Below are 24,839 nucleotides of genomic sequence, written 5' to 3'. Positions count from 1 at the left end.
CCCGGGCGGAGTGAATACCCCGCGGGAGGCCGCTCGCTGCGCCGCATGGGCAACAATGCCCGAATGACGGACAACAGCGGGGACCACCGCCCCGGCGCCGACCTGCCCCCGTTCGCCGAGTCGGTGCTCGATGTGATCGACCGTATCCCCCCGGGGCGCGTGATGACGTATGGCGACGTGGCCGAATATCTCGGCGAGGGCGGTCCGCGCCAGGTGGGCCGGGTGCTGGCGCTCTACGGGGGCGCGGTGCCCTGGTGGCGGGTGGTGCGGGCGGACGGGACGCTGCTGCCGGGCCACGAGCACCGGGCGCTGGCCGCCTACCGCAGCGAGGGCACCCCGCTGCGCGAGGGCGCCGAGCAGTACCGGGTGGACATCCGCCGGGCGCGGTGGGACGGCCGCTAGAGCGTAGGCTCTACTCTTCCGTTCCCTATCCCTGGACGACCGTGCCCTCCCCCTACCGACTGGTGCGCAGCCCGCTCGCGACGCCCGCCCCGCCGGAGCTGGACCCGTTCCAGCAGGCGGTGGCCGAGCACGCGGGCGGCCCGCTGCTGGTGCTCGCGGGCCCGGGGACCGGCAAGACCACCACGCTGGTGGAGGCGGTGGCCCGCCGGGTCGAGCGGGGCACCGATCCGGAGCGGATCCTGGTGCTGACCTTCAGCCGCAAGGCCGCCACGGAGCTGCGCGACCGGATGGCGGTGCGACTCGCCGCCGCGCCGCAGGCCACCACCTTCCACTCGTTCTGCTACGCCCTGCTGCGCTCCCACCAGGAGCCCGAGCGGTTCGCCGAGCCGCTGCGGCTGCTCTCCGGCCCCGAGCAGGACGTGATGGTCCGCGAGCTGCTGGCCGGCGGCGCCCAGGACGCGGCGGCGGGCACCGGGACCATCCGCTGGCCGCTGGACCTGCGGGCCTGTCTGACCACCCGGGGCTTCGCCGACGAGGTGCGTGCGGTGCTGGCCCGCAGCCGCGAGCTGGGGCTCGGCGAGGCGGAGTTGGCCCGGTTCGCGGCCGGGGTGGAGCGCCCGGACTGGGCAGCGGCCGCGCACTTCCTGGCCGACTACCTGGACGTGCTGGACCTGCGCGGGGTGCTGGACTACGCCGAGCTGGTGCACCGCGCGGTGCTGCTGGCCGAGCGGCCCGAGGTGGACCTGGCCGCGCGCTACGACGCGGTCTTCGTGGACGAGTACCAGGACACCGACCCGGCCCAGGTGCGGCTGCTGCAGCGACTGGCCGGCGGCGGCCGGGACCTGGTCGCGGTGGGTGACCCGGACCAGTCGATCTATGCGTTCCGGGGCGCCGACATCAACGGCATCCTGGACTTCCCGCAGCAGTTCCGCCGGCGCGACGGCCGCCCGGCCGAGGTGAAGGTGCTGCGGGTGTCGCGGCGGGCGGCGCCGGTGCTGCTGGCCGCCTCCCGGCAGCTGGCCGCCCGGATGCCGATGGGCCGGCTGCCGGCCGACAAGCTGGCCGAGCACCGGGCGCTGCTGCCCGGGCCGCACCGCACGGCCGGCAGCGTCGAGGTCTACACCTACCCGAGCCCGGGGGCGGAGCTGGAGAGCGTCGCCGACCTGCTGCGCCGCGCGCACCTGGAGGACGGGGTGCCGTGGGGCGAGATGGCGGTGCTGGTGCGGGCCGGAGCCCGGGCGATACCGGGGGTGCGGCGGGCGCTGAGCGCGGCCGGGGTGCCGCTGGAGATCGACGGTGACGACCTGCCGCTGCGCGAGGAGCCGGCGGTGGTGCCGATCCTGCTGGCGCTGCGGGTCTGCGCTCAGGGCGCGGCCGCCGAGCGCCGGGCCGAGCGGATCCCGGCACAGCGGAAGTCGGCCGAGTCGACTTCTGACGCCCAAGGGGCCGCGAGTGAAGCCCCGGAGGCCCTGACCGAAGCCTCAGCGGCCCCGACCGCCGCCGAGCCGACCATCGCCGAGCCGCTGACCGCCGAGATCGCGCACACCCTGCTCACCGGCCCGCTGGGCGCGCTGGACGGCGCCGACCTGCGCCGGCTGGGCCGCGAGCTGCGCGAGGAGGAGCGCGCGGCGCTGCGGGAGGCGGGCGAGACGGACGAGGGGCGCCCGCAGCCGATCGTGCGCTCCGCCGAAGAGCTGATTCGAGAGGCGCTGGCCGAGCCCGAGCGTCTGGTGATCTTCGACTCGGCCCCGGCCCGCCGGGCCCGCGAGCTCGGCACCCTGCTGCGCAAGGTCCGCGACCTGCTGCGCGGCGGCGGCACCGCCGAGGAGGCGCTCTGGCAGCTCTGGGACGGCAGCCCGCGCTGGCGCGAACGGCTGGAGCGGGGCGCGCTGCGCGGTGGCGCCGCCGGCCGCAACGCCGACCGCGACCTGGACGCGCTCTGCGCCCTGTTCGAGACCGCCGCCCGCGCCGAGGAGCGGGTCACCGGCCACCGCGGCGCCCTCGACCTGCTGGAGGAGCTGGCCGCCCAGGACATCGCCGCCGACACCCTCACCGTCCGCACCGCCCGCCCCGAGGCGGTCCGCCTGATGACCGCCCACCGCGCCAAGGGCCTGGAGTGGCGGCTGGTCGTGGTGGCCGGCGTGCAGGAGGGCCTCTGGCCGGACCTGCGCCGTCGCGGCTCGCTGCTGGAGGCCGACCGGATCGGCCGGGACGGCCTGGCCGAGCCGCTCTCCCCGGGCGCCCTGCTGGCCGAGGAGCGCCGCCTCTTCTACGTGGCCGCCACCCGGGCCAAGGAGCGCCTGATCGTCACCGCCGTCAAGGCGCCCGCCGAGGACGGTGACGAGCCCTCCCGGCTGCTCCGTGAGCTCTACCGCGAGGAGCTCGACCTGCGGACCGGCAACGTGCTGCGCCGCACCCCCGCGGTGACCGTCGAGGACGTCACCCACCGCCCGCGCCGCCCGCTCTCGGTCGCCGCCCTGGTGGCCGAGCTGCGCGCGGTCACCGTCGACCCGGACCGCTCGCCCGAGCTGCGCCGGGCCGCCGCCGAGCGCCTGGCCCAGCTGGCCACCGCCACCGACGACACCGGCGCCCCGCTGGTCCCGGCCGCCCACCCGGACCGCTGGTGGGGCCTGGCCGACCCGACCAGCAACCCGGTCCCGCTGCGCGAGCCGGACCGCCCGGTGCAGCTCTCCGGCAGCGGCCTGGAGCAGCTGGACAGCTGCTCGCTGCAGTGGTTCCTGAGCAAGGAGGTCCGGGCCCAGACCGGCAGCTCCGGCGCCCAGGGCTTCGGCAACGTGCTGCACGCACTGGCCGACGAGGTGGGCTCGGGGCGCACCCCGGCCGACCTGGCGGTGCTGCTGGAGCGGCTGGACACGGTCTGGGACGCGCTGGCCTTCGACGCGCCGTGGAAGTCGGTGCAGGAGAAGGCCAACGCCCGGGCCGCGCTGGAGCGGTTCCTGCACTGGCACGTGCTGGAGCGCGGGCGGGCCGTGCTGGCCACCGAGCACGGCTTCGACCTGACCCTGCCGGTCGGCGAGGTCGCGGTGCGGATCCGCGGCGTGCTGGACCGGGTCGAGCGGGACACCGTCGGCCGGGCCTACGTGGTGGACTTCAAGACCGGCAAGCAGGCCCCCAGTGACAAGTCGCTGCCCGAGCACAAGCAGCTGGCGGTGTACCAGCTGGCCGTCCGCGAGGGCGCGCTGGACCCGCTGCTGAACGAGCGGCCGCCACTCGGCGGCGCCGAGCTGGTGCAGCTGCGGCTGGAGGACAAGAAGGCCCCCGAGGCGCCCAAGGTGCAGCACCAGCCGCCGCCGGACGGCGAGCCGTGGATCGAGAACCTGCTCGCCGACGCGGCCGGCCGGGTGCTGGCCGAGCGGTTCGTGCCGACCGCCGGCGACGCCTGCGGCCACTGCACGTTCAAGCGCAGCTGCTCGGCCCAGCGGGACGGCCGGCAGCTGATCGACTAGGGCGGCTGCGGTGGATCAGGCGCCCGGCATGATCCACCACAGCCCCGGACCCGCTGTCGGGGCCTCCGGTTACCGTTGACCCCATGCTCACCCACCCCGACCAGCTCAAGGAGCTGCTCGGCATCCCGTTCAACCGGGAGCAGCTGGCGGCGATCGGGGCACCGCTGGCGCCGTCGGTGATCGTGGCGGGGGCCGGGTCGGGCAAGACCACGGTGATGGCGGCCCGGGTGGTCTGGCTGGTCGGATCCGGCGCGGTCCGGGCCGACCAGGTGCTGGGCCTGACCTTCACCAACAAGGCGGCCGCCGAGCTCGCCGAGCGGGTGCGCACCGCGCTGGCCCGGGCCGGGCTGAGGGACGGCGCCGAGGCCGAGGGCGACCCGGAGATCTCCACCTACCACGCGTTCGCCGGCCGCCTGCTCAAGGAGCACGGCCTGCGGATCGGCATCGAGCCGGACGTCCGCCTGCTGGCCGACGCCACCCGGTTCCAGCTCGCCGCCCGGGTGCTGCGGTCCGCGCCCGGCCCGTTCCCGCACCTCAAGGACCGCTTCGCGACCCTGGTCGCCGAGCTGACCGCCCTCGACGCCGAGCTGGCCGAGCACCTGGTGGCGCCGGCCGCGCTGCGCGATTTCGACACCGCGCTGCTGGACGTGCTGGCCGCCGTCAAGCTGACCAACCAGGACCTGCGGGACGTGCCGCAGGCGGCCCGCGGCCGGCTGGAGCTGCTCACCCTGGTCGAGGAGTACCGGCGCCGCAAGCAGGCCGCGGGCCTGATGGACTTCGGCGACCAGATCGCCGCCTCCGCCCGGCTGGCCATCGAGCGTCCCGAGGTCGGCAAGCTGCTGCGCGAGCAGTACCGGGTGGTGCTGCTGGACGAGTACCAGGACACCTCGGTGGCCCAGCGGCTGCTGCTGGCCGGCCTGTTCGGCGGCGCGGCGAGCGGCGGCCACCCGGTGACCGCGGTCGGCGACCCCTGCCAGGCGATCTACGGCTGGCGCGGCGCCTCGGTGGCCAACCTGGACGACTTCCCGGCCCACTTCCCGGCCGCCGACGGCACCCCGGCGGCCCGCTACGCGCTGAGCGAGAACCGGCGCAGCGGCGGCCGGCTGCTGGCCTTCGCCAACGAGCTGGCGGCCGACCTGCGGGAGCTGCACCAGGGCGTGGCGGCGCTGCGCCCGGCGCCCGGCGCGGAGCAGGACGGCCTCGCCCGGGTCGCGCTGCTGCCCACCCACGCCGAGGAGATCGACTGGCTGGCCGACTCGATCGCGCACCTGGTGCGCACCGGCACGCCGCCCGGCTCGGTGGCGGTGCTCTGCCGGTCCGCCGCGACCTTCCCCGACATCCACGCGGCCCTGGTGGCCCGCCGGGTGCCGGTCGAGGTGGTGGGCCTGGGCGGGCTGCTGCAGCTGCCCGAGGTGGCCGACCTGGTCGCGGTCTGCGAGGTGCTGCAGGACCCGACGGCCAACGCCGCGCTGGTCCGGCTCTTGATCGGCCCGCGCTGGCGGATCGGCCCGCGCGACCTGGCGCTGCTCGGCCGCCGGGCCGCCGATCTGGTCCGCACCGCCGACCCGGCCGGTGGTGATGCCCTGGCCAAGGCGGTGGCCGAGACCGACCCGACCGAGGTGGTCTCGCTGGCCGACGCGCTGGAGACCTTCCTGGAGCCGGACCAGCATGGGGGCACCTCCCAGCCGAAGGCTGGGGGAGAGCTGCCGTTCTCGCCCGAGGCCCGGGCCCGGTTCGCCTACCTGGCCCGGGAGGTCCGGGAGCTGCGCCGGGTGCTCGCCGAGCCGCTGATGGACGTGCTGCACCGGGTGCTGGCGGTCACCGGCCTGGAGGTCGAGCTGGCCGCCTCCCCGCAGGCGCTGGCGGCCCGCCGCCGGGAGACCCTGCACGCCTTCCTGGACGTCGCGGCCGGCTTCGCCGATCTGGACGGCGACCCGGGGCTGCCCGCCTTCCTCGCCTTCCTGCGGGCCGCCGAGGAGTACGACCGGGGGCTGGACGCCGGCCTGCCGGGCGGCGAGGACACCGTGAAGGTGCTCACCGTGCACAAGTCCAAGGGCCTGGAGTGGGACGTGGTGGCGCTGCCCGGGCTGGTGAAGGGCGCCTTCCCGAGCAACCGCAGCCGGGAGAAGTGGACCAGCCGCCGCCAGGTGCTGCCGTATCCGCTGCGCGGCGATGCGGCCACCCTGCCCGCGGTGCCGGACTGGCACGCCAAGGGCATGACGGCGTTCAAGAACGGCCTGAAGGAGCAGACCGGTCTGGAGGAGCTGCGGCTCGGCTATGTCGCGGTCACCCGGCCGCGCTCGCTGCTGCTGGCCTCCGGGCACTGGTGGGGGCCGACCCAGCGGACCGTGCGCGGCCCCTCCGAGTACCTGGAGCGGCTGCGCGAGCACGCCGAGCGGCCGGGCGCGGGCGAGGTGGAGCACTGGGCCGAGCCTCCGGTGGACGGCGCGGAGAACCCGGCGCTGCGTCAGCTCGGCGACACCCCGTGGCCGCTGCCGCTGGATCCGGGTGCCCAGCTGGCCCGCCGCCGGGTGGCCGAGGTGGTGGCCCGCCGGGCGGCCGGCCACCCGGCCCCGGAGCCGGAGCCGCTGGCCCCGGAGGAGCAGCGCCTGGTGGACTCCTGGGACCGCGATCTGACGGCGCTGCTCGGCGAGTTGCGGCGGTCCCGGCAGGCGGTGCGTCAGGTGCCGCTGCCACCCGCGCTGTCCGCCTCCCAGCTGATGCGGCTGGCGGCCGACCCGGACGGCTTCGCCCATGAGCTGGCCCGCCCGCTGCCCCGCCCGCCGCAGACCGGGGCGCGCCGGGGCACCCGGTTCCACGCCTGGCTCCAGGCCAGGTTCGCCCCGCTGCCGCTGCTCGACCCGGACGCGCTGCCCGGCCTGGACGATGACGGCATCGCCGACGAGCACGATCTGGAGCAGCTCAAGGAGGCGTTCCTGCGCGGGCCGTACGCCGACCGGCGCCCGCACCGGGTGGAGGCGCCGGTGCAGCTGGTGCTGGGCGGCCGGGTGGTGCGCGGCCGGATCGACGCGGTGTACCAGGAGCGTGACGCTGACGGTGCGTCACGGTTCGAGATCGTCGACTGGAAGACCGGCCATGACGAGAACGCCGACCCGCTGCAGCTGGCGATCTACCGGCTGGCCTGGGCGGAGCAGCACGGGCTGGAGCCGGAGCAGGTCACCGCGGCGTTCTGCTACATCCGCAGCGGCCGGGTCGAAAGACCGTCAGGACTTCCTGGGCGGAAGGCGTTGGAAACGCTTCTGATCGGGAACAGTGACTATTAGGTCACAGAGAGCATTCAACTCGTCACACAGTCGCGCGAAACCGCTGCGCGATGCACGTTTCGCGCCTATTGTGGGGTCGGTAACCGGTCACCCGCGCTTGCTCGGCCGCCGGCCAGGCCCCCATTCCTCACCCTCAGTCATCGCCGCAGGTGCCGACGCACCGGGCGCCTCTTGCTGGAGACACCGAAGTTGAGCGCGACCGGATGGTTCAGAGATTTGCTGGCCGGTCCGACCCGGGGCCCGGCCACCGTCCGTGCGACGGGCACCTGGCCTCGGACGGCCCTCGCCCTGCCGTTCATCGGGATGGCCCTGGTGGTGGGCCTCGACTACCTCAGCACCCTTCAAGTCACCGTCGAGCCGGCCCTGACCGCGGTGCCGGCGCTCGCCGCGATCGTCAGCCGGCGGGTCTGGTACCCGATCCTGATGGGCCTGCTGTCCGAGGGCGTCGCCTTCGCCATGGCGGGCTACGACAACGTGCTCGGCGAGTCGGTGCACAGCGCCACGGTCTTCGCCATCGCCCTGGTCACCGCGATCAGCTGGGTCAGTGCCACCCTGAGAGTGCGTCAGGAGCAGGCGCTGGCCGACGCCCAGCTGGTGGCCGAGATCGCCCGCCGGGTGCTGCTGCGCGCGGTGCCCGACCGGGTGGGCAGCGTGCGGGCGGCCGTGCACTACGCGGCGGCCGCCGCGCACGCCCGGATCGGCGGCGACCTCTACGAGGTGGTCGACACCCGGCACGGGGTGCGCGCGGTCGTCGGCGACGTGCGCGGCAAGGGCCTCGGCGCGGTGGAGACCGCCGCCGCGGTGCTCGGCGCCTTCCGGGAGGCGGCGCACCAGGAGCCGGCCCTGGAGAAGGTGGCCGGCTGGCTGGCCGTCAGCCTGGACCGGGCGCTGCACGAGCACGACCACCCCGGGGTGGAGGAGGAGTTCGTCACCCTGGTGCTGATCGGGGTCGGCCCGGACGGCACCGCGGAGATCGTCAACTGCGGACACCCGGCGCCGCTGCTGCTGACCGGCGACGGCACGGTGCGAGCCCTGGAGCTGCCCGAGACCGTGCCGCCGCTGGGCGTGCTCGACCCGGCAGACGTGTCGCCCCCGGTGCAGCGGGTGCCGTTCGCCCCCGGCGACCGGGTGCTGCTCTTCACCGACGGGGTGATCGAGGCCCGCGACCGGGCCGGCCGCTTCTACCCGCTGGCCGACCGGTTCCCGCACTGTGCGCAGGGCGGCCCGGTCGACGTGCTGGACCGGCTGCACGCCGATGTGGTCCGGCACGTCGGCCGGCCGCTCTGCGATGACGCGGCGATGCTGCTGCTGCAGTACGAGCCCGTCGCGCACGGCAGACAGCAACTGCCGCACCAGAACGGTCGGCTGGCCCGACAGTAGCTAGGCCGGCGCGTGGCCGCCCTGGCTGGGCCCGCCCGGGTCGGCGGGCTGCCCGTGCTGGCCCGGGTCGGCCGGATCGCCGGTGACACTGGCCCCGACCGACTGGGCGTTCATGTCGAGGGCCTTCGAGGTGCTCTGGTCGACGGCCGTCGCCCGGGCCAGCACATCGGCGAGTTCGGCGGCCAGCATCGCCTGGGCCGACGCCTGGGCCACCGCGCCGCCCGGCCCCTGCGCTGCCTGCGGGTTCGGGGTGACGCTGCCGTCGTCGTGGATCACCAGGCCGTTCTGCTGGGACCAGGCGATCAGCTGCTGCAACTGCTGCTGGAGCTGGAGGAACTGGTCGCCCGCGGCGGACAGTTGCTCGGCGTTCTGCTTGAGCAGGGACGACGCGTCGGTCAGCCGGTTGCTCGTGGTCTTCAGCGGGGCCTCGGCCGCGTCGGCGGCCTGTCCGGTCCAGGCCTGCTGGGAGGCCGTGTAGACCTGCTTGTCCCAGTTGTCGGCGGTCTGGGCGAAGTTCATCGCCGTCGCCATGTACTCCTCCGAGGCCCTGATCAGGGTGCCCGGGTGCATGTCGCGCAGGGTGGCGTAGTCCATCGGTCAGTCCTCCCTCAGCCGGCCTGGATCGCGTTCAGGCTGCCGGCGACGTCGCTCTCGGTGCCGGACTGCCGGGCGGCGCAGGACTTCAGGTTGATGCCCTGCTGGTCCATGTCGGTGGAGAGTTTGGTGATCGCCTGGTCCCAGGCCCCACCGCTGGTCTGGATCGAGCCCGCGGTGGCGGTCCTGGGCACGCCGCCGGCCGCCTCGCCGGCGGCCTGAGCCAGCTGCGGTTTGAATCCCGAGACCTGGGTGGAGAGTTGTTCCGCCGCCGCGCCCGCGGCCTGCACCGCCGCCGGGTCCATGGTGGTGTCTGCCACTGGTTCCCTTCCCCCGTGTGAATCTGTTGTTCCGTCACATGCGTTCGGCTGAGAGTCGATCAGCTGTGACAACGTAGCAGCCAGTTCGCCTGCGCCCCAGTTCGGCCGCCGGTGCCCGGCTGCAGTCGGCGACCAGCTCGGTCACAGCCCTTTACGCAGCACGGTCACAGCTCCACCTCCACCAGCAGCGGCCGGTGGTCGGAGACCGCGACCCGGGGAGCCGTGACGGTGCCGACGGCCGTGTGCGGCAGGCCGACCGCCAGCACGTGGTCGAACTGCACGGTCGGCCGGTGCGAGGGGTAGGTGGGGGTGCGGGCCAGGTCGTGCCAGCCCGGCAGCCGGGTGCCCGGCTCGCGGCCGCGCCGGCGCCGGGGCAGCGGGGTGCCGGCCGTGCGGCGGGCGGCGCGCAGTTCGCGCAGGCGCTGCCGGGAGGCCGGCGCCCGGTCCAGCGCGGTGGCCCCGCCGAGCACGGTGCGCGGCACCGGGCCGACCAGGTTGAAGTCGCCGAGCACCAGGTAGGGCCGCGGCAGGTCGGCGATCCAGCGCCGGATCCCGGTCAGCTGCGCCATGTTCCAGCCGGGCACGAAGGACAGGTGGGTCGCCACCACGGTGAACGGCCCGCGCTCGCCCTCCAGTACTGCGGCCAGCGCGGCCCGCGGCTCGTCCGGCACCGGGGTCAGCCCGCGCCGCCCGGCCACCCGCAGCGGCAGCCCGAACGGGGCGGGCGCGAACCGCCGGGCCCGCCAGTGGCGCACCGGCAGCCGGGTGAGCAGCGCGGTGCCGTAGGACGGGCGGTCGGTGGCGTGCTCCTGGTCGTCGGGGCCGTAGACGGTGAGGCCGCGCGGTTCGGGCTCGCGCAGCCAGCCGGCCACCGGCGCCGGGGTGCCGTGCAGGGCGGCGGCGAACCGCCAGTCGGCGGCGCCCATCGCCTTGGCGGCCACCGCGGTCTGGTCGGCCAGTCCGGAGCGCTGCTGGTAGCGGTCCACCTCCTGGACCGCCAGCACGTCGGCGTCCAGTGCGGCGATCGCCTCGTGCAGCGGTGCGGCGGCCTCGGAGGGGTAGGGGAGCGGGCTGCCGTCGGCGGCCAGCGGCTGGCCGTGCAGCAGGTTGAAGGTCGCGATTCGCAGAGGGCTCACTCGGTGACGGTACGCCCTCCAGGGGGTGGCGGTCGGTGTGCCGGGGCGCACTCCTGGGGTGCATACCGGGTATACAAGAGCCGGAATCCCGGGTATACATACTGAGTATGTCCATCAGACACGGTCTGCTCGCCCTGCTCGACCAGGGCCCCAGCTACGGCTACCAACTGCGCACTGAGTTCGAGGCCAGGACCGGTGCCACCTGGCCGCTCAACGTCGGGCAGGTGTACACCACCCTGAACCGCCTGGAGCGCGACGGCCTGGTGACCCCGGACGGCGAGGACGAGGAGGGTCACCAGTTCTACGCCGTCACCGACGAGGGGCGGGCGGAACTGCGCTCCTGGTTCGACAGCCCGGTCGCCCGCACCAATCCGCCGCGCGACGAACTGGCGATCAAGCTGGCGATGGCCGTGACCGTCCCCGGGGTGGACGTGCGGGCCGTGGTCCAGGCCCAGCGCCTGCACAGCGTCAAGGCGCTGCAGGACTACACCCGGCTCAAGGCCCGCGCGCTCACCGCGGCCAGCGACGAGAGCGCCGCCGACACCGACCTCGCCTGGCTGCTGGTGCTGGACCAGCTGATCTTCCAGACCGAGGCCGAGGTCCGCTGGCTGGACCACTGCGAGACCCGGCTGGCCAACCGCAAGCCGTCGGCCCGGCCGGCCGCCGCACCGGCCCGGCGGGTCGCGAAGACCCAGGGGGAGGAACGATGACCGACCGTCAGCCGGTGCTCCAGCTGGAGCGGGTGAGCCGGGTCCACGGCCACGGCGCCGCCGAGGTGCACGCGCTGCGCACCGTCGACCTGGCCGTGGAACCGGGGGAGTTCGTGGCCGTGATGGGCCCGTCCGGCTCCGGCAAGTCCACCCTGCTCACGCTGGCCGGCGGGCTGGACTCGCCGACCGAGGGCCGGGTGCTGGTCGAGGGCCGGCCGCTCGCCGGGCTCTCCCGCAAGAAGCTGGCCGAGGTGCGCCGCCGCTCCATCGGTTACGTCTTCCAGGACTACAACCTGATACCGGCGCTCACCGCCGCCGAGAACATCGCCCTGCCCAGGGAACTCGACGGGGTGTCGGCCCGCGCCGCCCGCCGTGAGGCGCTGGCCGCCCTCGAGGAGCTGGGCATCGCCGAGCTGGCCGACCGGTTCCCCGACGACATGTCGGGCGGCCAGCAGCAGCGGGTGGCGATCGCCCGCTCGCTGATCGGCGAACGCCGCCTGGTGCTGGCCGACGAGCCCACCGGGGCGCTGGACTCCACCACCGGCGAGGCGGTGCTCGCGGTGCTGCGGGCCCGCTGCGACGCCGGGGCGGCGGCCATGATGGTCACTCATGAGGCCCGGCACGCGGCCTGGGCCGACCGGGTGGTCTTCCTACGGGACGGCCTGCTGGTGGACGAGACCGGGCGGCATCAGGCGGAGGGCCTGCTGGCGGCCGGGTCCGGCGAGGCGGGTGCCTGGTGAGGCTCGGCTCCTGGAGGGTGGCGCTGCGGATCGCCCGGCGGGACGCGCTGCGGGCCAAGGGCCGCAGCGCCCTGGTGCTCGCCATGATCGCGCTGCCGGTGCTCGGCGTCGCCGGCGCCGACGTGGTCTACCGCAGTTCCGAACTGACGCCCGCTCAGCGGATCGCCCGCGAACTGGGCACCGCCGACGTGCTGCTGGAGTTCGACCAGCCCGGCGCCCAGGTGCGGCAGGCCCCGCTGGCCTCCGACGGGCACGATGTGCTGACACCGCCGGCCGCCCGGGCCGGCACCGCGCAGCAGCAGCGCGCCCAGCAGACCGATCCGGCCGTACTGGCCGCCCAGCTGCTGCCGCCCGGGGCGGTGCTGGTGCCGGTCCCGGCCGGTCACCCGGAACTGGCCACCAGCGTGACCGGCCGGCTGCGGACCGCGGTGGTCGCTGCCGATCTGGCCGACCCGGTCTGGCACGGCCGGATCGACCTGGCCTCGGGCCGGGCGCCGGCCGGAGACCAGGAGATCGCCGCCACCCGCACCTTCCTGGACCGCTCCGGCCTCAAGGTCGGCAGCACCACCAGCCTGGGCGACCGGTCGTTCACCATCACCGGCGTCGCGGAGTACCCGGACGACCTCAACGCCACGGCGCTGGTCGGCCGGCCCAGCGCGGTCGCCAAGGCCGGCGGCACCTCCCAGCAGGCGGCGGACACCGTGCACAGCTGGCTGGTGAAGCTGCCGTCCGGCACGGCGGTCGACTGGCCGAAGGTGCTGGAACTCAACCGGAACGGGTTCATCGCCACGTCGCGCAGTGTGGTGCTGCACCCGCCGGCCCGCTCCCAGGTGCCGTTCTACGTCGAGCAGGACCGCTACGGCAGCTCGACCAGCGCCCTCGACCAGGCCGACCGGGTGACCCTGGCCACCGTGGTCGGGATGGCGCTGCTGGAGATCGTGCTGCTCGCCGGGCCGGCCTTCGCGGTCGGCGCCCGGCGCTCCCGGCGGCAGCTGGGCCTGCTGGCCGCGGCCGGCGGCGACCGGGCGCAGGTGCGCGCGGTGGTGCTCGGCGGCGGGGTGGTGCTCGGCCTGGCGGGCGCCACGGTCGGGGTCGCGCTCGCGGCGCTGCTGGTGACACTGGGCCAGGACCGGCTGGAGCTGATGGCCGGCAAGCGGTTCGGCTCGCTGGCGCTGGTGCCGGCGGACCTGCTCGGGGTGATGGCGGTCGGCCTGGTCACCGGGCTGCTGGCGGCCGTGGTGCCGGCCGTCCAGGCGGCCCGGCAGGACGTGGTGGCGGCACTCACCGGGCGCGGCACCGTCAAGCCGCCGGCCAGGCGCCTGCTGCTGCTCGGGGTGCTGATGGTGGGCGGCGGAGCGGTGCTGGCGCTGCTCGGCTCGGTCGCGCTGACCCGCGGCCGGAGCGCCGCGGTGCTCGGCGGCTCGATGATCGCCGAGCTCGGCATGGTCGCCTGCATCCCCACCGTGGTGGGCCTGTTCGGCCGGCTCGGCCGGTTCCTGCCGCTGGCACCACGGATGGCGCTGCGCGACTCGGTCCGGCACCGCGGACGCACCGCCCCGGCGGTGGCCGCCGTGATGGCCGCGGTGGCCGGCTCGGTCGCGGTCGGCGTCTACGTGGCGAGCGGCAACGCCGAACAGCGCGCGGCTTATGAGTCGTCGGTGCCGGACAAGGCCGTGACGCTCTACCTCGACGCGACCGACCACGACCCGGCGACGGCCGCCGCCCAGCGCGCGGCCGTCGAGCAGGCGATGCCGGACCTCGGCCCGAGCGCCACGGTGCTCTCGGTGCGGTACGGCGACTGCACCACCCCGGCCGGCTGCGGCTCGGTGACGGCCGAACCGTCGCCGGCCACCCGCTGCCCCGCCGACGACCTGATCGCCCGGAACCAGCCGGTGCCGTACCAGGTCCAGGCGGACCCGCGCTGCCAGCGGAACGACCAGGGGCGGTTCGGCACCCTCGTCAGCGGCGACCCGGGCGTGCTGCACAACCTTTTCGGGCTGCGTGACCCCGCCGCCGAGCAGGCCGCGGCGGCCGGCAAGGCGGTGGTCTTCAACGCCTCGATGATCCAGGACGGCAAGGCGGTCGTCCGGCTCCAGGAGCCGTTCGGCCCGGCCGGCAGCCCGCCGCCGTCCTACCGCGACGTGCAGGTGGACGCGGTGCTGGCACCGCTGGCGCGCTCGGCGGCCCGGATGTACCTGGCCCCGGACGCCGTCGCCCGGCTGGGCCTGACCACCGTGAACAGCGGCCTGGTCTGGCTGCCCGCTGCGATGCCCTCGGACGCGGCCGCCCAGCGGGCCGTCGGAGCGCTCAGTGCCACGGCCGTGAGCAGCAACAACTTCACGGTGGAGCGGGGCTTCCAGCCGCACAACACCACGATGGCGCTCGGCCTGACCGCGTTCGCCGGTCTGGTGGCGCTCGGCGCGGCGGGCATCGCCACCGGGCTGGCGGCCGCCGACTCCCAGCGGGACCTGGCCACCCTGGCCGCGGTGGGCGCCGCACCGGGGATCCGGCGGCGGCTCTCCGGCTTCCAGTGCGGGGTGATCGCGGCGATGGGCACGATCCTCGGCACCGTCTGCGGGATCGTTCCGGCGATGGCGCTGCGCCGGGTCCAGGACACGGCGTCAGGCAGCCTGGTCCCCGGTGTGCACACGGTGATCGCGGTGCCCTGGCCGACGTTGGGGCTCACGCTGGTGGTGCTGCCGCTGCTCGCCACGGGAGCGGCCGCGCTGCTCACCCGGTCCCGGATCACCCTGGTGCGCCGAGCCGCCTGAGCCGCCCAGGGGTGACGGATCGCACAGTGCCGCCGCGGCCCGCCTGCCGGACCGCGGCGGCACTTGCGCGGCCGCGCCAACTAAAGTCGTCCGTATGACGAAAACCCCGGACAGCGTCGTCCGCTCCTTCATCGACCAGCACGAGGCCGCCTTCCTGGCGGACCTCGGCGCCTGGCTGCGCATCCCGTCCGTGTCGGCCGATCCGGAGCGGGCCGGCGACGTCCGCCGCTCCGCCGAGTGGCTGGCGGCGAAGCTGCGCGAGACCGGGTTCCCGGTCGTCGAGGTCTGGGAGACGGACGGGCTGCCGGCGGTCTTCGCCGAGTGGCCGTCCGAGTCGGCCGACGCCCCGACCGCGCTGGTCTACGGGCACCACGACGTGCAGCCGGCGGCCAAGGCGGACGGCTGGGAGACCGAGCCGTTCGAGCCGACCCGGGTCGGCAACCGGCTGTACGCGCGCGGCGCGGCCGACGACAAGGGGCAGGTGTTCTTCCACACCCTGGGCCTGCGCGCGCACCTGGCGGCCACCGGCCGGACCGCGCCGGCGGTCAACCTCAAGCTGCTGATCGAGGGCGAGGAGGAGTCCGGCTCGCCCAACTTCGGCGCGCTGATCCGCCGGGAGCGCGAGCGGCTGGCCGCCGACCTGGTGCTGGTCTCCGACACCGGCATGTGGGACCCGGCCACCCCGACCGTCTGCACCGGCATGCGCGGCAAGCTGGACTGCCAGATCGACCTGTTCGGGCCGGACAGCGACATCCACTCCGGCTCCTTCGGCGGCGCGGTGCCCAACCCGGCGACCAGCGCGGCCGAACTGGCCGCCGCGCTGCACGACGCGGACCGCAAGATCGCGGTGCCCGGCTTCTACGACGGCGTGATCGAGCTGACCGAGCGGGAGCGCGAGCTCTTCGCCAAGCTGCCGTTCGACGAGCAGCGCTGGCTGGCCACCGCCAAGTCGCACGGCGCCCAGGGCGAGGCCGGCTATACCACCCTGGAGCGGATCTGGGCCCGTCCGACCGCCGAGGTCAACGGCGTCTGGGGCGGCTACACCGGTCCGGGCAGCAAGACCATCGTGCCGGCCGAGGCCCACCTCAAGCTCTCCTTCCGACTGGTCGCCGGGCAGGACCCGGAGCGGATCGAGCGGGCCATCGAGGCCTGGGTGGCGGACCTGCTGCCGGCCGGCATCCGGCACACCGTCAGGTTCGGCAGCGTCACCCGCCCGTGCCTGACCCCGCTGGACCACCCGGCGCTGCAGTCCGTGGTCCGGGCCATGGGCCGGGCCTTCGAGCAGGAGATCCTCTTCACCCGCGAGGGCGGCTCGGGCCGGCCGCCGACCTCCAGGACGTGCTGGGCGCCCCGGTGCTGTTCCTGGGCATCTCGGTGCCGTCCGACGGCTGGCACTCGATCAACGAGAAGGTCGAGCTGGACCTGCTGCGCAAGGGCGTGGAGACCTCCGCCCACCTGTGGACCGACCTCGCCGAGACGTACCGGCCGAACGCGCACTGACGCCGACTGCCGCTGATGATGACGCTGATGACACTGTGGACGGGGACGGAACATCATGAGCACCATGCCTGAGATCCAACGGTTCGGCGATCTGCCGCTGGCCCGTGCCGGGGTGGACCGGGCCGCTCACCACCGGCTCGACGAGCCCTGGCTGGCCGCCGCCTGGAGCCACCCGACCACCAGGGTGCTGCCGATCTCCGGTGGTGAGGCCTTCGTGGTGGACACCCCGACCGGCACCGAGCTGGTCCTGCTGCCGTCGTTCGAGGTGCCGGAGGGTGGCGACCGCTACTTCCTTGGCACCGACGACGACGGCGTCTCCTACTTCGCGCTGGCCGGCGAGACGCTGCCGGGCCGGCTGGACGGCGACGCCCGCCCGGCCGGGCTGCGCGAGGTCGGCGGCACCCTGTCGGACCGGGACGCCGGGCTGCTGGTGCACGCGGTGGCGCTGGAGCACTGGCACCGGCTGCACAGCTTCTGCTCGCGCTGCGGGCACCCGACCGAGAAGGCCGGGGCCGGGCACCTGCGGCGCTGCACCTCCTGCGCGGCCGAGCACTACCCGCGCACCGACCCGGCGGTGATCATGCTGATCACCGATGAGCAGGACCGCTGCCTGCTGGCCCGGAACGCGCTCTGGCCGGAGGGCCGCTGGTCCACGCTGGCCGGCTTCGTCGAGCCCGGCGAGTCGATCGAGCAGGCGGTGGCCCGCGAGGTCTTCGAGGAGGCCGGGGTGCGGGTCGGCGAGGTCAGCTACCGGGCCAGCCAGCCCTGGCCGTTCCCGGCCAGCCTGATGCTGGGCTTCGTGGGGCGGGTCGCGCCGGGCGGCGCCGAGATCACCGTGGACGGGGAGGAGCTGGCCGAGGCGCGCTGGTTCTCCCGCGAGGACCTGCGGGCCGGCTGGGAGTCCGGCGAGATCGTGCCGCCCAGCGGGATCTCGATCGCCCGTCATCTGATCGAGCAGTGGTACGGCGCACCCCTGCCGAGCAGCGTGCGCTGGTAGAGGAAATAAGCCGTAGGGGGCGTGTGCCATTCGGGCACGCCCCCTATTTGCCTTTTCCGCCTTCGCCGCCTTCGGGGCGGGCGGAACGCCGGGACGGCGTCTGACGCGCCGGTATCCGCGCGGGCCGGCCCGGTAGCGCTGAGTGGCCGCCGGGCCGGTCGGCCCGGAACCATGGCCAATTATGGTCGGTTTAGCTGAAAGCGGGTCAGATCGCTCGCTACATTTCCAGCGTGACCATCTCCAGTGGCAGCATGCCGTCCCCCAAGTACCAGCGGCTGGCGGCCGATCTGCGTCGCCGGATCTCGGCGGGCGAGTGGCCCGGCGGCACCGCGCTGCCGGTGGAGGCCGAGCTGGAGCAGCAGTACAGCGTGGCCCGCAACACCGTGCGCCTCGCGGTCGACGTGCTGGTCAACGAGGGCCTGCTGGTCCGCCTGCAGGGCAAGGGCACCTTCCTGCGCGAGCACCCGGTGCTCGACCACCGGGCCTTCGGGCCGCTGCTGCCCAGCCAGCGGGACGGGCTCGCCGGGCCCAGCGAGGTGTACACGGCCGAGGCGGAGCAGGCCGGGCGGCAGCTGAGCGCCGAGTTCGAGATGCTGATCGTGCGGGCCCGGGTGGACGTCGCCGAACGGCTGGGGGTGCAGCCCGGCGAGGCGGTGGTGGTCCGGCGGCAGCTGCGACTGCTGGACCGGGAGCCCTACAGCATCGAGGAGAGCCACTACCGGGCCGGGGTGGCGGCCGGCACCGCGCTGATGGAGCCCGACCCGGTGCCCGGTGGCGACGAGGCGGTGCTGGCCGCGCTGGGCCGGGTGGAGGTCGGGGCGGTGGACCAGCTGGTCGCCCGGATGCCGGGGCCGGAGGAGGCGCAGTGGTTCCAGGGCGGGCCGGGCGTGCCGCTGCTGGTGCAGACCCGGGTCACCTATGACCGCCGGGGCCCGGTCCGGGTGATCGAGACCAGGTACTCCGCGGACCGCTGCCGCTTGACCTACGGCCTCGGCCAGCTGGGCGCCCGGCCCGGGCGCTGATCTTGACGGCTGGTCAGGGCGGCGAACTAGGGTTGCCCTCCGTTCCAGGAGGGGAGCCCCGCATGCACAGCGCCATGTTCTTCAACCACCGGCTCGGCGGGGACGCCGTGCTGGTCCCGCGCACCGCGGCGATCGCCGACGCCTACCACGCGGCCCTGGCCGCCAACAACGCGCGGTTCGCCCGCTTCGAGTCGTGGGCGGCGACCGCGCCGGAGCCGGAGGGCACCCGGGCGTTCCTGGAGCAGGCCGGGCAGGACTGGCTGGCCGGCACCCAGCTGCCGGTGGCGATCGTGGTCACCGGGCACGGGGGAGGGGTGCCGCAAGTGGCCGGCTCGCTCGGCCTGCGGATCGACCGCGCGGAGGCCACCGCCGAGCTGGGCTACTGGGTGGACGCCGATTACGAGGGGCGCGGGCTGGTCCGCCGGGCCGCCGAGCTGCTGATCGAGCACGGCTTCGGACCGCTCGGGCTGCGCCGGATCGGGCTGCGCACGGTGGTCGACAACGTGCGCAGCCGGGCGCTGGCCGAGCGGCTCGGCTTCACCCAGGAGTCGGTGCTCCCGCAGGGCGCGGTGCTCGCCGACGGGCCGCGCGACCTGGCGGTCTACGGCCTGTCGCGTGATGCCTGGGCGGCGCGCGGCGCCTGACCCCGGTGCTGCGGGGCCGGGCGCGGCGCGACGGGGCGTCAGGCCGCGAGGGCCTTCTTCACCTGGGCGAGCGACGGGTTGGTCATGACCGACTTCTCACCGGTCGCGCCGACGACCACGACGGTCGGGACGACCTGGTTGCCGTCGTTGACCGACTCGACGTACTGGGCGGAGGCCGGGTCCTGCTCGATGTTGATCTCGTCGTAGCCGATGCCCTCGCGGGTCAGCTGGCCCTTGAGACGGGTGCAGTAGCCGCACCAGGTGGTGCTGTACATCGTGACGCTGCCGGACATCGAGAGGGCTCCTTCGTGAGCGGGACGGGGCGTTGCCGTCTGGTCAACGCGCGTGACTGCCGGTCGATTCCCCGGGGCCCGTGCCGGTAGCCGGTGTGGTTGTGGGATCGGCTGATGATCGGCTCGGACCTGTGGACAACCTGGCGCACGGTGTCGGTCCGATTTGCCAGGATGGGCAGAGCCGGGACACGGCGTCCGGCCCGGTCGAGCCGGCGGGCTGAGAGGATGGAGCCCATGCAGGAAGAGCTGATGATCGACGGCGGCTTCGGCGGGTACGGCGCTCGCCCGGGTGATCCGGACGCCGTGCTGGCCGGGCTCGACCCCGAGCAGCGGGCGGTCGCCACCGCGCTGCACGGGCCGGTCTGCGTGCTGGCCGGCGCGGGCACCGGCAAGACCCGGGCGATCACCCACCGGATCGCCTACGGGGTGCGCACCGGTGCCTTCCAACCCCAGCAGGTGCTGGCCGTCACCTTCACCGCGCGGGCCGCCGGCGAGATGCGCGGCCGGTTGCGCCAGCTCGGCGCCGACGGCGTGCAGGCCCGCACCTTCCACGCCGCCGCGCTGCGCCAGCTGCAGTACTTCTGGCCCCGCGCGGTCGGCGGCGAGGTGCCCCGGCTGCTGGAGCGCAAGGTGCAGCTGGTCGCGGAGGCGGCCGGCCGCAGCGGGCTGCGCGTGCAGCGCACCGAGCTGCGCGACCTGACCAGCGAGATCGAGTGGGCCAAGGTCACCCAGATCGTGCCGGACGACTATCCGGTCGCGGTGCTCAAGGCCGGCCGCGATGCCCCGCGCGACCCGGCCGAGATCGCCCGGGTCTACGCGACCTACGAGCAGACCAAGCGCGACCGCAACGTCATCGACTTCGAGGACGTGCTGCTGCTCACCGCCGCCATCCTGGAGGACCGCCCGGAGATCGCCGAGCAGGTCAGGGCCCAGTACCGGCACTTCACGGTGGACGAGTACCAGGACGTCTCGCCGCTGCAGCAGCGGCTGCTGGACCAGTGGACCGGGGCCGCCGTCGGCGCCGGGGCCGGGCTGTGCGTGGTCGGCGACGCCAGCCAGACCATCTACTCCTTCACCGGCGCCACCCCCGACTACCTGTTGAACTTCCGCACCAGGCATCCGGACGCGACGGTGGTCAAGCTGGTCCGCGACTACCGCTCCACCCCGCAGGTGGTGCACCTGGCCAACGGACTGCTGGCCCAGGCCCGGGGGGCGGCGGCCCGGCACCGGCTGGAGCTGGTCTCGCAGCGCCCGGCCGGCCCCGAGCCGGTCTACACCGAGTACCCGGACGAGCCCGCCGAGGCCGAGGGCACCGCCCGCCGGATCGGCGAGCTGCTGGCCGAAGGGGTGCGGGCCAGTGAGATCGCGGTGCTGTTCCGTACCAACGGCCAGTCCGAGGTCTATGAGCAGGCGCTGGCCGACCTCGGCATCTCCTACCAGCTCAAGGGCGCCGAGCGGTTCTTCGAGCGGCCGGAGGTCCGCGAGGCCGGGCTGCTGCTGCGCGGCGCCGCGCGGGCCGTCGGCGATCCGCTGACCGCCGACGCGCCGGACCTGGCCGCCCAGGTCCGCGCGGTGCTGGCCACCCGGGGCTTCACCCCGGTGCCGCCGGCCGGCTCCGGAGCGGTGCGCGAGCGCTGGGAGTCGCTGGCCGCGCTGGTCCGGCTGGCCGAGGACTTCGAGGCCGGGCGCAGCGCCGCCGGCGAGCCGGCCGACCTCGCCGCCTACGTCGCGGAGCTGGACGCCCGGGCCGCCGCCCAGCACGCGCCCGCGGTCGAGGGGGTGACATTGGCCTCACTGCACGCGGCCAAGGGCCTGGAGTGGGACGCGGTCTTCCTGGTCGGCCTGACCGAGGGCACCCTGCCGATCATCTACGCCAAGACCGACGAGCAGTTGGAGGAGGAGCGCCGACTGCTCTACGTCGGGGTCACCCGGGCGCGGGCGCACCTCGGGCTCTCCTGGGCGCTGGCCCGCTCGCCGGGCGGCCGGGCGAGCCGCAAGCCCAGCCGGTTCCTGGACGGGCTGCGCCCGGGATCCGCCGCCGGTGCCGGGCGCGCCGGCGGGCGTGGCGGCGCGGAGGGCGGGGCGGAGCGCTCCGCGGGCCGGCGCGCGCCTCGCGGGCCGGTCAAGTGCCGGGTCTGCGGGCGCACGCTGACCGAGGCGGTGGAGCGCAAGCTGCGCCGCTGTGAGGACTGCCCGTCGGCCATGGACGAGGGCCTCTACGAACGGCTGCGCGAGTGGCGGTCCCGCCGGGCCAAGGAGCAGGCGGTGCCGGCCTATGTGATCTTCACTGACGCCACCCTGATGGCGATCGCCGAGGACACGCCCTCGAATGTCGCGGAACTGTCCCGGATCTCCGGGGTCGGCGCCCTCAAGCTGGACAAGTACGGGGCGGACGTGCTGTCGTTGTGTGCGGGGGAGGACCCCGAGGTGGAGCGGGCCGCTGAGTCGGACGACCCCTCGGCGGAGGTCGATGCAGACCTCACTGAGGATGAGTCCGGAAACTCGCCGGAAAAATAGTTTGCGCGCTGTGCGTGAAGCGCAATAGCCTGCCGGAGCGGTCAAGGGGACGCGACCGCGAAGCCACTCGGGACCTGTCCTGACCAGGCTTTCCCCTGCTGCACCATGCCACGAACTGCACCACCCTGCACCATCCCCGCCACGGCGGGGCAGCTGGACCGACAGACATCCGAACACCGGAGCCCGGGGGACTGGGCACCGCGAGACGCCGAGAGGAGGCGAGCACAGTGGGAACGAACCAGATGATCACCAAACTGACTGGCCAGACCGTTGTTGCCGCTTCCCTGCGTCCCTCCACCACCGCTGTCGCGGGTGGAGTCTCGCTGGTTGCCGGTTCCCTCGGTCTGAGTGTCGGTACCGGTCTGTCCCTCGGCTGGGCCGCGGGTTCCGTCGACTGCTCGCGCGGCATGCGTGGCGGACGACCGACCGAGGCACCGAAGGCGGTGGATGCGGCGGCCAAGCATGGCGCCTATCTGCAGGTCATCGGTGCCGTAGCCGAGCAGCAGGATGAGCAGCTGATCAACCAGGCCAAGGCCGCCTTTATCGGCGCCGAAGCCGCCCGGATCCGGGCCTTCCGCGGGCCTGAACCCTGGAGAGAGCGAACCTGAGCACCCTCAGGTCGGCACTTTTCCAGGGCCGCGGAACCCGTCAACCGGGATCCGCGGCCCTTCTGTTTGTCCGGTACGACCGACCAACCCAGGCCCCTCGGGGCCTCCGGCCCAGCCCGACCAGTCAGCTGGACCGGAACCGAATCAAGACGAGGAAGACGCCACCAGTGTCCACGGTCATCACACCGCCCTCCCGTCCGTACCGCCGACAACGCCGACCACGGCTCCGCTCGTACCTCCCCCTCCTCTGGAAGGCTCTCTCATGCAGCTCACCTCGATCGACGAAGCCGACGCCCTCGGCGCCACCATCCCCTGCCGCGCGTTCGACCCCGAGGTCTTCTTCGCCGAGACCCCGGCCGACGTGGAGTACGCCAAGTCCCTCTGTGGCACCTGCCCGGTCAAGGAGGCCTGTCTGGCCGGCGCCCTCGACCGGCGTGAGCCGTGGGGCGTCTGGGGTGGCGAGCTCTTCGTCCAGGGCGTCGTGGTAGCCCGCAAGCGGCCCCGCGGCCGTCCGCGCAAGAACGAGGTCATGGCATGAACCCCGGGCTCGGAGCAGCGGTAGTCCACCGGGAATGCCCCCCGGCGGACGGCGCACTGCGCCACTCCGTGCGCACGGCCCTTGCCCAGGCCGATGCCGCGACCCAGACCACCTACCCGACGACGCACCACGAGCAGGACCACGACATGGCGATCACCGCAGGGCCGAGTGCCCGCGCCGAGCAGACCAACGAACTCTCGTTCCAGAACAGGACCCTTGAGATGCATCTACTGCAGGAAAACCTGGCCCGTGCCCATATGCAAGAACGCCTCCACGAGGCCGAGGACCAACGCCTGGCGCTGACGGCGCAGCGGGTGGCACGGCTGCGCCGCAAGGCGGAGCGCGCCTCGCTGCGGGCCCGCAAGGCGCTGGCCAGCGCGGTGCTCTGAGCACCCGTCAGCCGTTCGTAGCCTCGGACGCGCCGATGCCCCGACCACCCCGCCGGAGGGGGTGGCCGGGGCATCGGCGCGTCCGGACCGCAATCGGGCCGCATGCGGCTGGGCGCGGCCGGTCAGGAACCACCGGGCGGGCGCGGTCCTGGAGCGCCCGACCGCCTGGTGGTTGCCGTGCTCAGTCCAGCTCGGCGAAGCCGGGCAGCCAGTCCAGCATCTCGGCCCGGAACGGTGCCTGGGCGCCGAGCTGGCAGAGCACCCCGATGGTGCTCAGCGTGACCCGGTGGATCAGCAGGTAGTCCGGCGGCAGGTTGAGCTGCTTGCCGAGGTTGGAGGCGGGCGAGCGGGGGTCGGCGATCCGGGCGGCCTGGGCGCGCATCCAGGCCCGGGTGAAGTGGAAGTGCTCCACCGCGGCCGGCTCGATGATCGGGCGCAGGTAGTCGAGCACCGCGTCCGGGTCCAGCTCGATGGTGGGCTTGACGAAGCCCTCGGCGCGCAGCATCTCCAGCACCCCCACCGCGTCGCCGGCCAGCGCCATCCGCAGCGAGTCGCCGATCGGCCGGGGCAGTCCGCCGGGCAGCCGGTCCACCGTGCCGAAGTCCAGCACCCCGAGGCGCCAGTTCTCGGCGGGCCCGTCGTTCTTCAGCAGCCGGAAGTTGCCGGGGTGCGGATCGGCGTGCAGCAGCCCGGTGCGGGCCGGACCGGCGAACAGGAAGCGGGCCAGCAGCTGCCCGGCCCGGTCGCGCTCGATCTGGCTGCCTCCCGAAATCACCTCGGCCAGCGGGGTGCCGTCCAGCCACTCGGTGACCAGCACCTGGTCGGCCTGGGCCACCACGGCGGGCACCACGATGTCCGGGTCGGTGGCGAACTCGTCGGCGTGCACCTGCTGGGCCTCGGCCTCCAGGGCGTAGTCCAGTTCCTCGGTGACCCGCTCCCGCAGCTCGCTGATCAGCGGCTTGATGTCCAGCCCCGGGATCAGCGGCCCGACCAGCCAGGCCACTCGGCTGAGTTGGCCCAGATCGGAGAGCAACGCCTCGCCCGCCCCCGGATACTGCACCTTGACCGCAACCGTGCGGCCGTCCTGCCAGACCGCCTTGTGCACCTGGCCGATCGAGGCCGCAGCGGCCGGCCGGTCGTCGAAGCTGCGGAAGTTGGCCCGCCAGTCCTTGCCCATGCGCTCGGCCAGCGCGGCGTGCACCCGGGCGGCGGGCATCGGCGGCGCGGCGTCCTGAAGCTTCGTCAGGGCGGCCCGGTAGGGGCCCGCGACCTCCTCCGGCAGGGCGGCCTCGAAGACCGACAGCACCTGCCCGAACTTCATCGCCCCGCCCTTGAGCTCCCCGAGGACCTTGAAGAGCTGGTCGGCGGTGGCCTGCTGGAGCTCGGCGGTGACGGCCTCCGCGGAGCGTCCGCCGATCCGCTTGCCCAGGCCCAGGGTGGCCCGCCCCGCGATCCCCAAGGGCAGGGCGGCGAGCCGTGCGGTGCGGGTCATAGCCTTGCGCGGAAGATCGCTCACCCGGGCCTCCC

General features: G+C 74.4%; 19 protein-coding genes and 1 pseudogene. 15 read left to right on the top strand and 5 right to left on the bottom strand.

Annotated features, from left to right (window positions below):
* Positions 1 to 63 precede the first annotated feature (63 nt).
* The 4 genes from E6W39_RS16585 (at position 64) to E6W39_RS16570 (ending at position 8,533) form a co-directional block, all read left to right on the top strand.
* Positions 64 to 402, top strand: a complete 339-nt coding sequence (locus E6W39_RS16585) for an MGMT family protein (protein ID WP_323809039.1) — start codon at positions 64 to 66, stop codon at positions 400 to 402.
* Positions 403 to 443: 41 nt separating this feature from the next.
* Entirely contained in the window at positions 444 to 3,869 is a 3,426-nt protein-coding gene (locus tag E6W39_RS16580) for an ATP-dependent helicase (protein WP_141634180.1), read from the top strand.
* 83 nt (positions 3,870 to 3,952) lie between these two features.
* Positions 3,953 to 7,153, top strand: a complete 3,201-nt coding sequence (locus tag E6W39_RS16575) for an ATP-dependent DNA helicase (RefSeq protein ID WP_141634179.1) — start codon at positions 3,953 to 3,955, stop codon at positions 7,151 to 7,153.
* A 189-nt stretch (positions 7,154 to 7,342) separates the two neighbouring features.
* On the top strand, positions 7,343 to 8,533 hold the full coding sequence (locus E6W39_RS16570; protein ID WP_141634178.1) for a PP2C family protein-serine/threonine phosphatase: 1,191 nt from the start codon (positions 7,343 to 7,345) through the stop codon (positions 8,531 to 8,533).
* On the opposite strand, the gene E6W39_RS16565 is transcribed toward E6W39_RS16570, so the two are convergent.
* From E6W39_RS16565 to E6W39_RS16555, 3 genes are all read right to left on the bottom strand, one after another.
* Positions 8,534 to 9,127 carry a hypothetical protein gene (locus tag E6W39_RS16565; protein WP_141634177.1) on the bottom strand — a complete coding sequence of 198 codons (594 nt, stop codon included), beginning with the start codon at positions 9,125 to 9,127 and terminating at the stop codon, positions 8,534 to 8,536.
* A 14-nt stretch (positions 9,128 to 9,141) separates the two neighbouring features.
* A complete protein-coding gene (locus E6W39_RS16560) occupies positions 9,142 to 9,447 on the bottom strand; it encodes a hypothetical protein (protein WP_141634176.1) in 306 nt (101 codons plus the stop codon).
* Positions 9,448 to 9,611: 164 nt separating this feature from the next.
* Positions 9,612 to 10,583 (bottom strand): endonuclease/exonuclease/phosphatase family protein, encoded by a 972-nt coding sequence (locus E6W39_RS16555; protein ID WP_141634175.1) that lies wholly within the window; start codon positions 10,581 to 10,583, stop codon positions 9,612 to 9,614.
* 107 nt (positions 10,584 to 10,690) lie between these two features.
* On the opposite strand from E6W39_RS16555, the gene E6W39_RS16550 reads away from it, so the two are divergent.
* From E6W39_RS16550 to E6W39_RS16520, 7 genes and pseudogenes are all read left to right on the top strand, one after another.
* Positions 10,691 to 11,293: a PadR family transcriptional regulator gene (locus E6W39_RS16550; protein ID WP_141634174.1), complete on the top strand. Its 603-nt coding sequence runs from the start codon at positions 10,691 to 10,693 to the stop codon at positions 11,291 to 11,293.
* Positions 11,290 to 12,033, top strand: a complete 744-nt coding sequence (locus E6W39_RS16545) for an ABC transporter ATP-binding protein (protein ID WP_141634173.1) — start codon at positions 11,290 to 11,292, stop codon at positions 12,031 to 12,033. Before E6W39_RS16550 ends, E6W39_RS16545 begins: the two co-directional genes overlap by 4 nt.
* Entirely contained in the window at positions 12,030 to 14,804 is a 2,775-nt protein-coding gene (locus tag E6W39_RS16540) for an FtsX-like permease family protein (RefSeq protein ID WP_141634172.1), read from the top strand. The genes E6W39_RS16545 and E6W39_RS16540 overlap by 4 nt, the downstream gene beginning before the upstream one ends.
* 94 nt (positions 14,805 to 14,898) lie before the next feature.
* Positions 14,899 to 16,304 (top strand): annotated as a pseudogene (locus E6W39_RS16535) (dipeptidase).
* Positions 16,305 to 16,368: 64 nt separating this feature from the next.
* Positions 16,369 to 17,301, top strand: coding sequence for an NAD(+) diphosphatase (gene nudC / locus E6W39_RS16530; protein WP_228718185.1), 933 nt, complete (start codon positions 16,369 to 16,371; stop codon positions 17,299 to 17,301).
* Between the two features lie 230 nt (positions 17,302 to 17,531).
* Positions 17,532 to 18,323: a GntR family transcriptional regulator gene (locus tag E6W39_RS16525; protein ID WP_141634170.1), complete on the top strand. Its 792-nt coding sequence runs from the start codon at positions 17,532 to 17,534 to the stop codon at positions 18,321 to 18,323.
* A 62-nt stretch (positions 18,324 to 18,385) separates the two neighbouring features.
* Positions 18,386 to 18,967 carry a GNAT family N-acetyltransferase gene (locus E6W39_RS16520; protein ID WP_141634169.1) on the top strand — a complete coding sequence of 194 codons (582 nt, stop codon included), beginning with the start codon at positions 18,386 to 18,388 and terminating at the stop codon, positions 18,965 to 18,967.
* A 38-nt stretch (positions 18,968 to 19,005) separates the two neighbouring features.
* Here E6W39_RS16520 and E6W39_RS16515 read toward each other — a convergent pair whose 3' ends face one another.
* Entirely contained in the window at positions 19,006 to 19,260 is a 255-nt protein-coding gene (locus E6W39_RS16515; RefSeq protein ID WP_101382114.1) for a mycoredoxin, read from the bottom strand.
* Between the two features lie 249 nt (positions 19,261 to 19,509).
* Between E6W39_RS16515 and E6W39_RS16510 the strand changes: the two genes are divergently transcribed.
* The 4 genes from E6W39_RS16510 to E6W39_RS16495 all read left to right on the top strand — a co-directional run bounded on the left by E6W39_RS16510 (position 19,510) and on the right by E6W39_RS16495 (position 23,312).
* Positions 19,510 to 21,777 carry an ATP-dependent DNA helicase UvrD2 gene (locus tag E6W39_RS16510; RefSeq protein ID WP_228718678.1) on the top strand — a complete coding sequence of 756 codons (2,268 nt, stop codon included), beginning with the start codon at positions 19,510 to 19,512 and terminating at the stop codon, positions 21,775 to 21,777.
* Between the two features lie 242 nt (positions 21,778 to 22,019).
* Positions 22,020 to 22,385 carry a hypothetical protein gene (locus E6W39_RS16505; protein ID WP_141634167.1) on the top strand — a complete coding sequence of 122 codons (366 nt, stop codon included), beginning with the start codon at positions 22,020 to 22,022 and terminating at the stop codon, positions 22,383 to 22,385.
* Between the two features lie 247 nt (positions 22,386 to 22,632).
* A complete protein-coding gene (locus E6W39_RS16500; protein ID WP_323809155.1) occupies positions 22,633 to 22,923 on the top strand; it encodes a WhiB family transcriptional regulator in 291 nt (96 codons plus the stop codon).
* Positions 22,924 to 23,069: 146 nt separating this feature from the next.
* The gene (locus E6W39_RS16495) at positions 23,070 to 23,312 is read left to right on the top strand and encodes a hypothetical protein (RefSeq protein ID WP_101385244.1); all 243 of its coding nucleotides are present in this window, start codon (positions 23,070 to 23,072) and stop codon (positions 23,310 to 23,312) included.
* 181 nt (positions 23,313 to 23,493) lie between these two features.
* On the opposite strand, the gene E6W39_RS16490 is transcribed toward E6W39_RS16495, so the two are convergent.
* Positions 23,494 to 24,828: an ABC1 kinase family protein gene (locus tag E6W39_RS16490; RefSeq protein ID WP_141634165.1), complete on the bottom strand. Its 1,335-nt coding sequence runs from the start codon at positions 24,826 to 24,828 to the stop codon at positions 23,494 to 23,496.
* Between the last annotated feature and the right edge of the window lie 11 nt (positions 24,829 to 24,839).

Origin of the sequence: Kitasatospora acidiphila (assembly GCF_006636205.1) — a bacterium.
Taxonomy (GTDB): Bacteria; Actinomycetota; Actinomycetes; order Streptomycetales; family Streptomycetaceae; genus Kitasatospora; species Kitasatospora acidiphila.
This window is presented reverse-complemented; position numbering and strand designations above follow the sequence as displayed.